A 15,363-nucleotide genomic window follows, 5' to 3' on the forward strand; every position below is an offset into this window, starting at 1 on the left:
CCTCCCTCCGGGAAAGAAAAAAACCACAAAGGTTGCCAGCTTTCAAGCCGGCCTTCTAACCTTCGTGGTTCTCTCCCGATTTAAATTTGGGCTTTAAAATCCCCTTCAGGGGCGAGCTTGCCTTAATTATATCCTGCGAAATTGATTTGTCAAACTGACCTTGCCTTGAAGGAAAGCGTTCAGGGTTCAACAATTTTATGGAAAACCAACTTTTCCCCCTCCGCATCGACCATTAAACGGTCGCCCTCCATAAAGCGGCCCTCCAGGATGGCCTGAGCCAGGGGGTCCAGAAGGTAACGCTGGATGGCTCTTTTCAGAGGCCTGGCTCCAAACACGGGGTCGTAGCCCTTTTCGGCCAGGAAACGCCGCGCTCTATCGGTAAGTTCTATGTCCATCTTGCGCTGGGCCAAAAGTTCTTTAATCCGGCGCATCTGTATATCCACAATCTGGAAAAGGTGGTCCAGAGTGAGGGCATGGAAGATGATGATTTCATCAATCCGGTTGAGAAATTCCGGCCGGAAGTGGCGGTCCAGTTCCTTTAGGACTTTATCTCTGGCAGCTTCAGGGCCCAGCTCCTTAATCCAATGGCTCCCTATGTTGGAGGTCATGATCACTACGGTGTTGCGGAAATCCACAGTGTGACCCTGGCCATCGGTTAGGCGGCCGTCGTCCAGAAGCTGGAGGAGGAGGTTGAAGACCTCCGGATGGGCCTTTTCAATTTCATCGAAAAGGATGACGCTGTAAGGTCTGCGGCGCACAGCCTCGGTGAGTTGCCCCCCTTCCTCATATCCCACATAGCCCGGAGGAGCGCCGATGAGCCTGGCAACGGTGTGCTTCTCCTGATACTCGCTCATGTCTATCCGCACCATGGCGTTTTCATCGTCAAAGAGGAACTCCGCCAGGGCGCGGGCGAGCTCAGTTTTGCCCACCCCAGTAGGCCCCAGGAAAAGGAAGCTACCGATGGGTCTGTTGGGGTCTTTAAGACCAGCGCGGGCGCGCCGGACAGCATTGGCCACTGCTCGCACCGCTTCTTCCTGACCAACCACTCTCTGATGGAGCCTTTCCTCCATTTTCAAAAGCTTCTCCAGCTCGCCTTCCATGAGCCTGGCCACGGGTATGCCGGTCCAGCGCGAAACCACTTCAGCGATGTCTTCCTCATCCACTTCCTCCTTGAGGAGGCGCTGGTCTTTCTGGATTTCGGCCAGGCGCTTTTCCCTCTCCTTGAGGTCCCTTTCCAGCTGGATGAGGTCACCGTAGCGAAGGCGGGCAGCTGTTTCCAGATCGGCCCGGCGTTCGGCCTGTTCAATTTCAAGCTTTACTCTTTCAATGCGTTCTTTTATTTCCCTTATAGCTTGAATGGCCTCTTTTTCCCGCTGCCACTGGGCGCGGAGAGCCGAAGCTTTTTCCTTCAGGTTGGCCAGTTCTTCTTCCAGTTTCTCCAGGCGCTTCCGAGAAGCTTCATCTGTCTCTTTGAGGAGAGCCTGGCGCTCAATTTCAAGCTGCATTATCCTACGTTCTACTTCGTCCAACTCTGCGGGCATGCTGTCAATTTCCATCCGGAGCTTGGCAGCCGCTTCGTCTATAAGGTCAATGGCCTTATCGGGCAGGAAGCGGTCGGTTATATAACGGTGAGAGAGGACGGCTGCTGCTACCAGAGCGCTGTCTTTTATTCGGACGCCATGGTGAACTTCGTAGCGCTCCTTCAGGCCCCTGAGGATGGAAATGGTCTCTTCTACCGAGGGCTCATCTACATACACAGGCTGGAAACGCCGCTCCAGGGCCGCATCTTTCTCAATGTATTTGCGGTATTCATCAAGAGTCGTGGCACCGATGCAGTGGAGTTCTCCTCTGGCCAGCATGGGTTTCAGGAGGTTAGCAGCATCCATGGGGGCACCTTCGGCCCTGCCAGCTCCTACCACGGTGTGAATTTCATCAATGAAGAGGATGATGCGCCCGTTGGACTCGGCTATCTCTTTGAGGACAGCTTTCAGGCGCTCTTCAAATTCGCCTCTGTATTTGGCTCCAGCCAGAAGGGCTCCCATGTCCAGCTGGACCACCCTTTTATCTTTGAGGGTCTCGGGAACATCGCCCCTGGCAATGCGTTGAGCAAGCCCTTCCACAATAGCGGTCTTTCCTACCCCTGGATCCCCCACCAGGACAGGGTTATTCTTGGTGCGTCGGGAAAGGATGTGAATTACCCGCCGTATCTCCTCATCCCTGCCTATGACGGGGTCCAGCTTGCCCTGCCTGGCCAGAGCTGTCAGGTCACGGCCATACTTTTCGAGAGCCTGGTAAGTATCCTCGGGGGTTGGAGTGGTAACCCTCTGAGTTCCCCTTATAGTTGCCAGGGCTCTGAGGATTGAATCCTTCGTTATGCCGTAAAGGGCCAAAAGGTCGGCAACCTTGCCAGCGACTTTATCAGTGAGGGCCAGAAGCAGGTGCTCGGTGGAGATGTATTCATCGCGCATGGCCTGGGCTTCCTTCTGGGCCAGAAGCAGAACCTGATGCAGGGGTTGGGAAATTCCAATCTGGGCGGCCGGGCCGTAGATTTTGGGCCTCCGCCTCAGCTCCTCCTCCAGTTTGAAAGCCAGGTCCTCAGGAGATTGCCCTATTTTCCTCACAATCTCCGGCACCACGCCCCTCTCCTGCCGGAGAAGAGCGTAGAGAAGATGTTCCGGGTCTACCTGGCTATGGCGATATTCAACAGCCAGATCCTGGGCGTTGAGTATCGCTTCCTGAGCCTTTTCAGTGAACCTATCCAGCCTCATTCTCCTCTTCCCTCCTCACTCAAACATTCCGCTCTTTACTGTTAATAGCTGTCAATTAGAGAGGCAATAGAGAAACGTTAGAAGGCCATTAGAATACAACTTTCCCGGTCACCACTAGGAAAAGGCAACCAAGGATTAGAACGTTGAGGAACAAAAGCACCGATAGGACTAAAAGCTTGCCTGGACTGATACCACGGATAAAATCCACAGGAACCCCTCCCTTCTATAACCAAGAGGGACGGGGCTTGAGGCGCCCCATCCCTCTATTTTTATCTAATCGTGAAAATCGTACCACCGGTCCGGCCGAAGACGTGAGGGAAATACATCTCGTAAGCCACCGCCGGGAGGACCTTGAACTCACCGGGCAGTCCGGCTTTTATAAGGTAAGAGTATTCGTAGGTGCCAGGGCCGAGGTAAGTGGCAAACAGCACCAGCTTCTCATCCCGCCTATCAGCGTGGGTTGGATACCACCACCATATAGGTTCGGAATTCCCTTCTCGCCTGAGTGCTCCCTCTGTCTGGTAGAGGATTGAAACTGTCTTGAGGCTTGTGTCCACTATTTCAACACCAGCAGGGATTGGGTCTTCCACCACAAGGTGAGTCAAATACCGGGGAGCCACGATGGTCAGGTTAACCTTGATGAGTTGCCCGACCTCAGCCCTGGTGATGGAAGGGCAAATTTCTTTCTGGCAAGAGGGGTCGGTATAGCGGCGCTGGATCACAATGCCGCGGTTGAGTTCCTCCACCTTCTCAACCGGGACGAAATAACGCAGGAAAGCAGAGTAGTAAAGGCGTCCGGTGCCTTTCTCCTGCCCCTGAGGGGGTGATCGCCTCAAAGTCAGATTATTGAAGCCTTCGGCCCTGAGCTGGGCGGCCGGTATTTCCTTCTCAAAGACTTGCCGGATTTTCTCCGGGGAAACCTCGCCCGAAGCTATCTCTTGCCCATTGAGGCGCAGGAGGTAACGATAAGAAGCTTTAAGTTCTCCTGTGGCTTTCATATAGTCGGTAAGGCCCATGATGGCCCAGGCGGTCTCATAAGTGGAGGCCCATCGGTCCTCCTTGCGGGCAGCCATAAGCCAGCGGACCACATTGGGAAGCAATGGGTGAGCAGGCTTTATCCGAGAGAAAGCTGAAAGGACTATAGAGGTAGATCGGGTATCAGTGTTCATAGCCCAGTAAGGATTCTCAACTTCTTCCCAGTGAGCACCGGTCGCATCCATGATAGCCTGCCCAAGGATTTCATCAAGCAAAGTATCAATAGGTAGGGTTTCTGCTGGGGACAGGATGTGGAGAGCCATCGCCAGGAAAGCTTTCCCGTAATGGCCTAACCCCACGTTCTTCCTTTCCCGATATAGAGCCATACAGCGGCTCACGTCCCCCTCGCCATAACGGGCTAATACGTAAAGGGCAAAGGCCTGGATATCGGCTCTGGCAGACTCATGCTCGTTAGCAACGTAGAGGTTCTCCTTGATGAAAAGAGCTGCCCTCTTCATCACTTTCTGATCCACGACGAAGCCAGCATCCCTGGCCTCTACAAGGCCTAAAAGGACGTAAGAGGTTAGGTTCAGACTGCTACTATCGAATCCCCACCATCCCCAACCGCCATCGTAATTCTGGCGCGCATAGATCCTCTGAAGCCCCACTCCCACCATCTGGGCAAGCTTAGCCTTGAGCTCTTCATCCTCTATGCCGAGTTCTTTGAGAGCTCTGTAGGTGAAGACGTTGGGCAGGAATTTGGAGACTATTTGCTCTATACATTCGTAGGGGAAATGCTCAAGATAAGTAAGGCCTCCCTGTATGGCTGCTGCCAGGGAAGGTTCAAGCTTAACCACAAGCTTGCTCAAGGCTGTATCCATGACTTGAGGAAGACGGATGAGCTCAATCCTTTCTCCGTCCTCTTCCAGAACGCCGGCGGTGGAAACCACTTCGGGGGTGGAGTAATGGTGAACGGGGAGAGTCATCTCCACTGCGTCGGAGAACTGGCCTCCGGAAGCCCGCATGGTGACCACAGCCTTTCCCACTCCGGGAACTTTAACCTTCCACCGGATCAGAGCTTTGTCATAGGGCGGGATGGACACAGTGGAGGAAGAATTACCCTGAACCTCCAGGCCTGTGGCCTCCAAGGATACCTTAACCTCCAGGGATTGAGAGGTGTTGTTGTGGACCGTGGCCCCGATTTCGGCCTGGTCTCCTGTGGTAAAGAAACGAGGAAGAAGAGGCCTGATGAGGAGATCCTTGGAAACGACTATGTCTTTCTGGCTTTCTCCCATGAGCTCGCTGGTGGTTACTCCTTTAGCATCCATCCGCCAAGTGGTAAGGTTATCGGGAAGCTTGACCTTGATGCGGGCATAACCGTTGGAGTCAGTCTGGAGGGAAGCGACCCAATAAGCGGTATCAAGAAACTCGCGGCGGATGAGGGCGAACTCCCCAGGCCCGCCTCCCCCACCTTTGCCCCTGGGAGGCAAGAGGCGTTCAGCAGCAACGGCAAGGCTCGCGCTTGTATGCACCCCCACAGGCCTCTCCTGCCAGAAACTCTGGATCAAAGAAGGCGGTTTCGCTGCCAAAGCTAAGACCGCTTTGTCCACTAAAGCCAGGGAAAGCTCAGTTTCAACGCCCCTACCCCGGGGATCGGTTACCCTCACCTCGAAGTTCACCACCTCCCCAGGCCCCGCCTTCTCGCGGTCGGGTGTTATCTGGACCTTGAGAAGCTTGCTTTCGGGCGAGACCGAAAGGTTAAGGTAACCGGTGCGGTAAAGTTCAAGGCTTTCATCTCCGGCTTCGCCTCGCAACAGGAGCACCGAAACATAAACGTTGGGAGCGTGTTTTTCGCTCAGAGGAATATCAACAGTGAAACCACCTGGGGTCACGGTGAGAACTCTGTGCTCCATTATCCTTCCTCTTTCCAGCGTGAGGAGAGCATTTACTGGTTTTGGATAAGGAGAAGGGATGAGAATACGGGCGGTATCGCCAGGCCGATATTCCTTTTTATCTGGAATAAGGTCTATCTTCAGCTCCTGCGTCCGTGGCCAGCTTACGTATTCACGAGAGCTTACCCATAGGTAGGTGGCAGAGCGGATCTCATTCCCCAGACGGTCTCTTACGTAAGCAGTGATTTTGTAAGTTCCACCTTCATCCGGGATAAACTCCACCACTCCTTGGCCCCTCTCGTTCAGTTTAACCGTGGTGGTGAGCACCGGAGTGTCTTCAACTTTGGTGACCCAGCGGAAGGTTCCGTCCTCCTGTTCTTCCTGAACGCTGTACCAGCGATGTTTGGAGACTACCACATTTACAGAGGCAGGCAGGCCATCCCTTTCAGGCGTTTTCACCGTTACAATGTCCACCTGCTGCTTCTTCCCAGCTTCTCCAACCCAGGAGCGTGGGGAAAGGCCAATGTAAAACTCGCCCCTGTGAACGGTTACGAAGGCTTGAGAAGCCACTTCTCTGCCGTCCACATCCACCACCCTTACATCAATGGTGAAGAACTGAGAGAGCTTTTTGGTAGATATATCGGCCGGGATGGTGAAGGAAAACAGCCCCTGCGCATCGGTCTTCCCCTCGCCCGAGGCTATGTTTTCCCCATAGGGGCCATACCTTTCCTCTCCCCACTCGTAATCGGTGAAACTGTAATAGGGGTAATCGGGGTGATAGAAGTAATAGTCCTGGCTCATAACAGACCAGTAGACCCGGGCTTCCTTGACCGGCTGACCGAAGTAGTAAATGGCTGAGATAGTGACAGTGATGTTTTCGCCGTGTATGTAGTTTTCCTTGTCGGTCTTGAGGGAAACCTCAAACTCAGGCTTGCGGTACTCAGCAACCTGGAAGAAGCTCTCGGTCACTTCCCCCCCGATGGAAGCCTCAATCCGGTATTGGCCCAGGGAGGCTTCATCCCCGAGAGTGAGATCGCCGCTTATAGTGCCGTAAGGGCTCAGAACCTTTTCCTCTTCCTGGATAAGCTTCCCTTCAGCATCGTAAATCCTCACAAAGACCTTTTCTACGGGAGGCGGAAGCTCGTAGGCAGCATCGTTATCCAACCTGAACACTCCTTTGTAATGCACCACTTGACCTGGCCTGTAAATCGGGCGATCGGTATAAAGGAAGGCAGCGTATCGCTTCGGTTCCAGGGAGACACTTAAACCGAACTCCCACGGGTTGAGGCCCGCATTCCACTCATTGGAAACTACCCCGAAAATCCCCTCGCCATAGGCGAAAGCGACGATATTACTCCAGGGATCAAACAACTTTTCAGCAAACTCTATCGTGGCGACCCCATCCTGGCCAGTGATTCCTTCACCGAGGAAAGCCTCGGGTGTCCTGAGTTTAACCTTGACTGAAGGTAGAGGCTTGGCCGTTTTATAGTCCGTAACCCATACTAAGGCACCGGATGAGGAATATTTGAGCACAAGACCGGCATTGATCAGAGCGAAATACTGCTTGGGGACGTATCCATATTCCGCTGTTTCGGGGGTCTGGACCCTGAGCAGGTAAAGGCCAGGGGGAAGAGGGGAACCATCTTTTGCCCTGAGAGGAACAGTTATTCCTTCAGTCTTATTGAGGGGAGGCGAAACCCGCTGAGACCAGAAATTGATGAGAGAAGCCCGCTTCAGTGAGAAAAACTGGCTTTCAGACCCCTCTTCACCCACCCGATAGCGGTTTACAAACATTTCCTCGTCCAATTGATAAAGGTAGAAATCAAGGCGAGAAACATTCACGTAGAAAACCCTGGCGTAAAGCTCTTTAGCCTCAGTGGCATCGTAGATGATATCGCCAGCTGTGGCAAAATAGACAGCCGGGTCGAGGGCTCTCGTAGTGAAAGTGAAAACGTAATCTTCCTCTATAGCACTGCCATATAGGTCCGTTACGCCCTTCTTGATGGTAACAGTGTAGAGGGTTGACGGCTCCAGGCTAACACTTAAGTAGAAAGCATTGTCAAATTCGTTCCACCAGGTATAGACATCGGTAATGGTAGGGGTTATGACATACCTTCCAGCCAGGGTTTTAGGGTCTATAGGCGCATTAAAGTAGATAGTGATGCCCCAGAGATCAGCATCCTTCGCTCCATCGTGCGGACGGGTATAGGAAATAGCGGGATAGGGGACGGTCTCAAAGGACCACTGGAATGGGGATAAAAGGGTTCCCCCTAAGGCTGAGGCAGCCTCTTTCTCAATCTGGACCTGGTATTTTGTTCCGTATGCCAGTTTGCGGGCTGGGGTAAAGATGAGGGTATAATCATCTTCCCAGCGGAAAGAACCTGACACCTTCTGCCCCTTTTCCACATCTATCAGCGAAAAATTCTCCTCCACCGATGAGCGCAGGGCCGGAGCGTTAAAGGTTACCGTTATTGGCGCCGTTAGAGGAACATTGTGACCTGTGGGGCCTGAACTTTTGACATAGAAAGGCTCCGTGGTGAAACTCCAGGAGTAATCTTTTTCCAGGGCATTGCCTGAAGTATCCTTGAGACCAGCTTTCACTGTAACAGTATAAGAAGTTCCTGGAGCGAAAACTGGATCTGGCTTGAAAATAAATACTGAGGTATTGAGCCAGTAACCTCTTCCTTTCACTGGGGGCTGGATTTCCAGGGGCTGAGGGAGGTCCTTTTGCTCCTCTATGGCGCTGAGGGGGACTATGGGCCGGTTGAAGACCAGGGAAATAGAGCGGTTAACCTCCACATCTATGGAATCGGGAGCGGGCTGAACGGCTGAGACCTCAAGGTAACCGACCGATAGAAAAGAAAACTCCAGAGGCCGGTAAAGGGGTAAACCGGCAGTGTTTCTGGCTTCCACCCCGACCTTAACCTTGTAGGTGGTATCCCTGGCCCATCCCTCTTCAGGACGGAAAATCAGGGTATTCTTGCTCCAGGATATGTTGCCTTTGACCTGTGGGGTTATAGAAAAAGCTTTTTCCACCGAACTTCTGTCCATCGGCTGGTTAAAGGTTATGGTGATAGGTGTATCCACTTTTACCTCTTCCCCTTCGGCTGGGGAGAAAGAGAGGACGGCGGGTGGCTCTGGTGGGGCCTTTGGGGCACACGCCCCGCTTATGGCCAGAGAGAGTAGGGTTAATAAAGAAAAAAACCTGAAAATTTTGAGCATGACAGCGACCCCTTTTTGAATTTTAAACCATAACATTGACGCAACAACTCGACTCCGAGTTCCATGATATCACTTTCTGCAATTTTTAGCAAACCTCAACAAAAAGGGAACGAGCAGCCGCCTCCTGCATCCTGCCCACGAGTGGGACCCAGAACCCCGGCAAACCTTATGCCCACGAGGGTGGGAAAAATCGGGGGGGTGGAGGGGGGCGAAAGCCCCCATCCTGGGGGACTTTGGGGGTGCCCCCACATTCTTTCCTTCAAACCTGGCGAAGACTTTCCCACGTCCTCTGCAAAAGAAGCGCATCCTCCTCAAGGTTCGGACTTTCGCAGATAACAAGGCCTTTAACCCCGTAGTCTATAAGGGCTTGGAGCAACTCCTCATACCGGAAATCCGATTCTTTAAGGTTGAGATGCTCCTTCTCCCCCTTGGGGCCATAGTCAATCCCCGAAATATGGATATGCATATCCGCTAAAGCTTCTGGGCCAAGTTCATCCCTTATGAATTTGAGGACCGAGGCAAATTCCCTGTGGGAATTGAGTTTACCACCTGAGCGGGCATGGAGATGAGCGAAATCAATGCAGGGAGCTAACCCAGATATTTCTTTGCTAAGGGATATAATTTCCTCTAAAGAGCCAAACTGAGAAGGTTTCCCCGTAGTCTCAGGCCGAAGCACCACTTCAACCCCTTCCGAATTCAAAATTTCCCTCACCTCCAAAATCTGCTCCCGGACCTTTTTCATCACCTCGCGGGGGCTATCGTTATGATAAAAAGCAGGATGAAAGACAACGTTGCGGGCACCACATAGCCATCCAACCCTGGCAGCAGCTAAAAGCCTCTTCTTGCTGGCTTCAAGTTTTTCCCTCTCAGGAGAGTTAAGATTAATGTAGTAGGGGGCATGAACGCTCAGAATAACCCCGAGAGAGGAAGCAGTGGCTCTCACCAGCCTGGCTGCCTCTTCCCCCATACTCACCCGCTGGACAAATTCCAGCTCCATACATCCAAGTCCGAGCTCCTTTATCCTCTTCACACCTTTCTCGCTGGAAGGAGGTTTGGGAGTACTCAGAGGAACTCCGGCTGTCCCAAACAGCAATTCGGTCATAGCTTTTCCTCCGTAAATATTTCTCTTATCGCCTCCTGTCTGGCCCACATCTTTACCCTTTCTCCTTCATCGTCATCCCTGTAGCCCAGGAGGTGAAGCACGCCGTGGATCACCAGAGTTATCAACTCCTCCATAAAAGAATGGCCCAGCTCCCTTGCCTGTTCTTCGGCCCTCTGCCAGGATATTACAACATCCCCCAGATAATCCTTAGCTTCCGGAGCCGTAACGAACTCGCTTTCCCCTTCAGTGTAAAATGCCAGCACATCGGTGGGCTCATCTACTCCCTTGAAACGGGCATTGAGGCGAGCTATTTCTTCATCTCCGGTTATCAGGATAGTGAGCTTACCTTTATCCTTCCCTTCATGGCGGAGGACGAAGGCAGCAGCCTGGGCGAGCTTCTTTAAATCTTTTTTCCTTAGAGGAGGAGGGAGCTCTCCTGGAAGTACTTCAACCTTTGCCATCGCCTTCCTCTTGCTCCGGATACTGGATTCGGGGGTGGAATACTCCCTGAAGGGCGGTTATGAAGGTTTTGCGGATCTCCTCAATCTCCTTTAAAGTGAGCCCGCTCTCATCCAACTCCCCTTTATCCAGCTTATCCTTTATCACTCTACGCACAATCTTTTCAACCTCCTCGGGGGAAGAGGGCCTGGCGGCTCTTACGGCTGCTTCACAGGAATCGGCCAGCATAACAATGGCTGTTTCCCTGGTGCGAGGGCGTGGCCCTGGATACCGAAAACAAGAGTCGTCCCCTACGCTTCCGTTCTGACGCTTGCATTCTTCATGGTAAAAATACGGAGTTATATCGGTCCCGTGGTGCTGGGCGATAAAGTCCTGAATTTGCTGGGGCAGGCGATACTTCCGGGCCAGGTCCAGCCCATCCTTTACATGGCTTACTATTATCCGAGCACTGGTGCGAGGGTCAAGAGAGCGGTGGGCGTTAACTCCATTCATCTGATTTTCGACGAAAAAATACGGATGGAGGCTCTTGCCCACATCGTGATAATAGGCTCCAACCCTGGTCAAAAGAGCGTTGGCTCCGATATTCTCGGCAGCCTGTTCAGCTATATTGGCCACCAAGAGACTGTGATGGTAGGTCCCAGGGGCTCTGAGGAGGAGAAGCCGGAGCAAAGGGTGAGTTGGGCGTGAGAGTTCCACAAGGTGCAGTGGGGTAATGGACCCTAAAAAGCTTCCCAGGACAAAAGAGCTCCCCAGGGTCAGAACAACGGAAATAATCCCATTGATAAATGCAATTCCTCCTAGGAAAGCCATCTCTGTGGGGTTGGGGTTCCCCCAAGGCAAGCGAAAGGCCAGTATTGTCCCGAACCCTCCGAAGCTGGAGGCCAAACCGGCATGGAGGTAAAGGTTGAGCCTGTCACCTTTTCCCAGCATCAGCAGGAAAAGGGAAGAGCTTGCTAACCAGTAAGATACAAGTTCCAGCGACACCCCAGCCATATAGCCGGAAAGGATGGAAAGGACCAGAGTTCCAGCCATGGCCAAGCCTTTACCGGCTGTCAAGAAAAGAAGAGCAGCACAAGAAGCAACAGGCAAAAGGTAGGGCAAAAAACCCTGACCTGAGGAAATGAATTTTGCTAAAGTTAAAAAGGATGCAAAGATCAGGAGTAAAGGAGTCCGAGAGTTTGAAAGGTAAAAGGCCAGCCCTACAGTAGCGGTGCTGGCTAAAGCAAAAGCCCCCAGGAATTTATAGAAACAAAAGGAAGGTTTATTCAACCCCAGAGCTTCCATTGCCTCCAGCTCCAGAGGCCCCACCACACTTCCCGCTCTTGTGATCACCTCGCCCTTTTCAACAGAACGGATTACGGGTTTCACCGCTTCTCGCGCAAGCTTTTTAGCCTCCTCGGTCTTTTCATAATTGATAAAGGAGTTCGGGGAAACGAGGCTCCCGGCTATGCTGGCTACCACCTTTGCTTCTTCCTCGCTCAAATCCCAGCTTACCATTGCCGGTATAGCCCGTCTCACTTCAAGGAGGCGGTCCTGCCGAATCTCACTCCGCATAGCTCTCTCCAAAACCGAAAGAATCTCTCCCGATACCATTTCCCAGCGGGGTTCGGGGATAGAGAGCAGTGCAGATATGATCTCTTCAGTAAGAGTTATTCCCTCCATTGAGGCCAGCCAGAGCTTTTTCTCCTCTGGGGTCCCGTATGGATCTGAGCGAACAGCCTCTACGAAATTGATCACGGCCGTAGCCTTTGCGAGTTGCCTCCGGGCGATGGAGGGATCTGGAGGGTCGTAAATCTCCTCAACAGAGGCTTCTGCCTGAGCTCTGGCTTTCTCCGTCAGAACCTGGCTCACGTAGGAAAGCTTTCTCGGGGAACGGATATCGTAGGGGCTCACATCTCCAAGTTTGAGGTTTACCGCCCGGGCGCCTGGCTCCCAGGTGAGGATTAAGGTTATGAGAATAGCAAAGGAGAAGAAAAGCAAAATAGTGCCAACTTTTCTGGCCAGTTCAGGCCAGAATAATTTGCCTTCCATAGCTTTTTAAAGGCTTGCCAGCAACTCCTGAACGATTTGACTGACAAGGCTTCCATCGGCCCGGCCCCTGACCCTGGGCATCAAGACTTTCATAACTTGTCCCAGCTGGCGGGGACTGGTGGCCCCTACCTCTTCTATGGCCTGGCGGGCCATTTCCATTATCTCCTCTCGGGAGAGGGGCCTGGGGAGGTAAGCTTCAAGAACAGCTAACTCTTCCTTTTCCTGAAGGGCCAGGTCTTCCCTACCGCCCCGGGAAAATTCCTCAATGGCTTCCCGGCGTTTCCTGGCCTCATCAGCGATGACGGCTATGATTTCATCTTCGGTTAATTCCCGCATTTTATCCACTTCAGCCCTGCGAATAGCAGTCTTAAGCATCCTGAGGGCCGCGAGCTTCCTTTCGTCCTTGCTCCTCATAGCCTCTTTTAATTCCTGGTCAATTTTTTCTTTTAAGCCCATTTCCCCTCCTAACGGTTTTTAAGCTGATCCAGCTTCTCCTTCAGAAGCCTGGAAGCGAGGGCGGGATCCGCTCGTCCGCCAGTGGCTTTCATCACTTGGCCCATGAAGAAACCAAAGGTGGACTCTTTTCCCCCAAGGTACCTCTCCAGAGCGTCCGGGTTGGCTCTAATGACCTCTTCTATCACTTTCACGATAGAAGCTTCGTCGGAAATAAGGGCGAGGCCTTTCCTGTCCACAATGGTTTCCGGGTCCTCTCCTGTGTTGAACATCTCCCTCAGCACCGCCTTAGCTGTGTTCTGGTTTATAACCCCTCTATCTACCATATTTATGAGCCTAACGAGGCTCTCGGGAGAGAATTTAAGGGAGTCAAAAGTGGTATTTGTCTCCCCAAGAAGCCGGAAAATTTCCCCCGTTACCCAATGCACGAGTTTGCGGGGATTGGGATAGAGGGCAACGGAAGCTTCAAAGAAATCAGCTGCTTCTTTCTCAGCGGTGAGAATACGGGCTTCGGCAGGGGATAGGCCATACTGCTTCTGAAAACGTTCGCTTCTGGCATCAGGTAACTCCGGAAGAGAAGCTTTAATCTCCTCCACCCATTCTCTGTTTATCACCAAAGGGGGAAGATCAGGCTCCGGAAAATAACGGTAATCATGAGCGTACTCTTTGGTGCGCTGGATTACGGTCTTCCCTCTCTCTTCATCCCAGCCTACAGTAATCTGTTCTACTTTCTCGCCCCGCTCCAGGAGTTTTTTCTGCCTTTCAATCTCGTATTCAAGAGCCTGTTTAACAAATCGGAAGGAATTTATATTCTTGATTTCCACCCTGGTCCCGAGTTCTGTGGAGCCTTTGGGCCTTAAAGAGACGTTGGCTTCACAGCGCATCGCCCCCTTTTCCATATCAGCTGTGGAGACCCCGAGGTAGCGGAGGATATTGCGTAACTTGACAAGGTATTGCCTCGCCTCCTCCGGCGAGCGGATATCGGGCTCGGTGACTATCTCCATGAGAGGCACACCTGCCCTGTTAAAATCTATGAGGGTGTAATCCCCCAGATGGAAAAGCTTGGCAGTATCTTCCTCCAGGTGAACCCTCCGGATCCTGATGCGCCGGACCTGGCCGTCTGCTTCCACCTCAAGCCAGCCGTTAAAGCAAAGAGGAAGGTCATACTGGGAAATCTGATAGCCTTTCGGAAGATCGGGATAAAAGTAGTTTTTGCGGTCAAATTTTGCAAATTCGGCAATCTGGCAGTGGAGGGCAAGGCCTGTCATTATGGTATATTCCACAGCCTTTCGGTTGATAACCGGCAAAGTCCCAGGCATACCGAGACACACAGGACACACCAGGGTGTTAGGCTCAGCTCCAAAGGTTTCAGCACTGCACGAACAGAACATTTTGGACCTGGTAAGGAGCTGGACGTGGACTTCCATCCCTATAACAGCTTCATATTCCATGCGATCCCCCTTTCTTTAACTCCACTTTCTTGAGCCTTGGGTTATGGGTGCGACCAGGAATGCGCCCTCTTTTAGCTCTTGGTTCACCTTCCACCTCTTTTATATCTGCGGTAAAGTCAATGGGAGGGGCACCGCTTATAGCGCTTCCTACACCGAAAGCATCCACAGGAGCTCCCGCTTCCCGGAAGAGGCGAATGCGTTCTGCATCCACACCTCCGCTCACCACAATCTTCACCCACGTAAAACCTGCCTGGTCCAACCTGGCCCTTACTTCCTTAACCAGTTCGGGAGTTACTCGGCCCCTTTCGGGAGGAGTGTCAAGGCGAACGCCCCACAGCTTTCTTCCCAAAGCCCGAGCCACCCGTAAGCTTTCTTCAGCTTCATCTTTAAAAGTATCCACCAGTGCTATACGTGGCACATCTGGAGGCATGTGGCGGTCAAAGGCCTCAATAGCCTTTACAGTATCGTTGAAAATAAGGATCATAGCATGAGGCATCGTGCCCGAAGGCTTTATTCCGGCGAGTTTGGCACCTGCGGTTGTAGCGCAGCCGGCGCAGCCTCCCACTATGGCTGCATATTCCATTCTCGCCGCCACCTCAGGGTGAACGTGACGGGCCCCAAAGCTTATCACAGGGATATCCCCAGCAGCTTTGACGCATTCTCTGGCGGCGGTAGCCCACCCGCTCTCGTGGGCCAGAATTCCTAAGATGGCTGTCTCATACATTCCGAAGCTAAGGTAAGGAGCTATTATTCGCAGGACTACCTCCTTGGCCGCCATTTCTTCCCCCTCATCCAGGGCCCATACCTCCGCATTTTCCGGCAAAACGATGGATAAAAGCTCCAGCACTTCTTTTATTCCGCACAGGACCCCCGGCTTATTGGGGAATATCTCCATGGTGACCACCGGGTTAAGGCCTTCGGCTTCAAGGATAGCCTTGGTGCGCAAAAAATAAACATCTGCCGTCTCCCCGGAAAGGATGGGGTGGGAGAAGGGGAATTTTCCCATTCTT

At 52.5% G+C, this 15,363-nt stretch carries 8 protein-coding genes; all 8 read right to left on the reverse strand.

Going from position 1 to position 15,363, the window contains the following annotated elements; all coding sequences use genetic code 11:
• Window positions 1-179: 179 nt before the first annotated feature.
• On the reverse strand, window positions 180-2,768 hold the full coding sequence (clpB, locus tag NZ653_03400; GenBank protein ID MCS7286169.1) for an ATP-dependent chaperone ClpB: 2,589 nt from the start codon (window positions 2,766-2,768) through the stop codon (window positions 180-182).
• A 269-nt stretch (window positions 2,769-3,037) separates the two neighbouring features.
• Window positions 3,038-8,857: an Ig-like domain-containing protein gene (locus tag NZ653_03405; protein MCS7286170.1), complete on the reverse strand. Its 5,820-nt coding sequence runs from the start codon at window positions 8,855-8,857 to the stop codon at window positions 3,038-3,040.
• 259 nt (window positions 8,858-9,116) lie between these two features.
• Window positions 9,117-9,959, reverse strand: coding sequence for a TIM barrel protein (locus tag NZ653_03410; protein MCS7286171.1), 843 nt, complete (start codon window positions 9,957-9,959; stop codon window positions 9,117-9,119).
• Window positions 9,956-10,420: an rRNA maturation RNase YbeY gene (ybeY, locus tag NZ653_03415; GenBank protein MCS7286172.1), complete on the reverse strand. Its 465-nt coding sequence runs from the start codon at window positions 10,418-10,420 to the stop codon at window positions 9,956-9,958. Before ybeY ends, NZ653_03410 begins: the two co-directional genes overlap by 4 nt.
• A complete protein-coding gene (locus NZ653_03420; GenBank protein ID MCS7286173.1) occupies window positions 10,407-12,449 on the reverse strand; it encodes an HDIG domain-containing protein in 2,043 nt (680 codons plus the stop codon). Before NZ653_03420 ends, ybeY begins: the two co-directional genes overlap by 14 nt.
• Before the next feature lie 6 nt (window positions 12,450-12,455).
• Entirely contained in the window at window positions 12,456-12,905 is a 450-nt protein-coding gene (locus NZ653_03425) for a GatB/YqeY domain-containing protein (GenBank protein ID MCS7286174.1), read from the reverse strand.
• An 8-nt stretch (window positions 12,906-12,913) separates the two neighbouring features.
• The gene (gatB, locus tag NZ653_03430; protein ID MCS7286175.1) at window positions 12,914-14,353 is read right to left on the reverse strand and encodes an Asp-tRNA(Asn)/Glu-tRNA(Gln) amidotransferase subunit GatB; all 1,440 of its coding nucleotides are present in this window, start codon (window positions 14,351-14,353) and stop codon (window positions 12,914-12,916) included.
• The gene (locus NZ653_03435; GenBank protein MCS7286176.1) at window positions 14,343-15,359 is read right to left on the reverse strand and encodes a nicotinate phosphoribosyltransferase; all 1,017 of its coding nucleotides are present in this window, start codon (window positions 15,357-15,359) and stop codon (window positions 14,343-14,345) included. Before NZ653_03435 ends, gatB begins: the two co-directional genes overlap by 11 nt.
• Between the last annotated feature and the right edge of the window lie 4 nt (window positions 15,360-15,363).

It is taken from the genome of Anaerolineae bacterium (assembly GCA_025062375.1).
Taxonomy (GTDB): domain Bacteria; phylum Chloroflexota; class Anaerolineae; order SpSt-600; family SpSt-600; genus SpSt-600.

Excerpts from the sequence above, each read along its gene's own strand:
- NZ653_03435 (MCS7286176.1), bottom strand. The coding sequence starts at position 15,359 with ATGGGAAAATTCCCCTTCTCCCACCCCATCCTTTCCGGGGAGACGGCA.
- NZ653_03425 (MCS7286174.1), bottom strand. The coding sequence starts at position 12,905 with ATGGGCTTAAAAGAAAAAATTGACCAGGAATTAAAAGAGGCTATGAGG.
- NZ653_03405 (MCS7286170.1), bottom strand. The coding sequence starts at position 8,857 with ATGCTCAAAATTTTCAGGTTTTTTTCTTTATTAACCCTACTCTCTCTG.
- gatB (MCS7286175.1), bottom strand. The coding sequence starts at position 14,353 with ATGGAATATGAAGCTGTTATAGGGATGGAAGTCCACGTCCAGCTCCTT.
- NZ653_03420 (MCS7286173.1), bottom strand. The coding sequence starts at position 12,449 with ATGGAAGGCAAATTATTCTGGCCTGAACTGGCCAGAAAAGTTGGCACT.
- ybeY (MCS7286172.1), bottom strand. The coding sequence starts at position 10,420 with ATGGCAAAGGTTGAAGTACTTCCAGGAGAGCTCCCTCCTCCTCTAAGG.
- NZ653_03410 (MCS7286171.1), bottom strand. The coding sequence starts at position 9,959 with ATGACCGAATTGCTGTTTGGGACAGCCGGAGTTCCTCTGAGTACTCCC.
- clpB (MCS7286169.1), bottom strand. The coding sequence starts at position 2,768 with ATGAGGCTGGATAGGTTCACTGAAAAGGCTCAGGAAGCGATACTCAAC.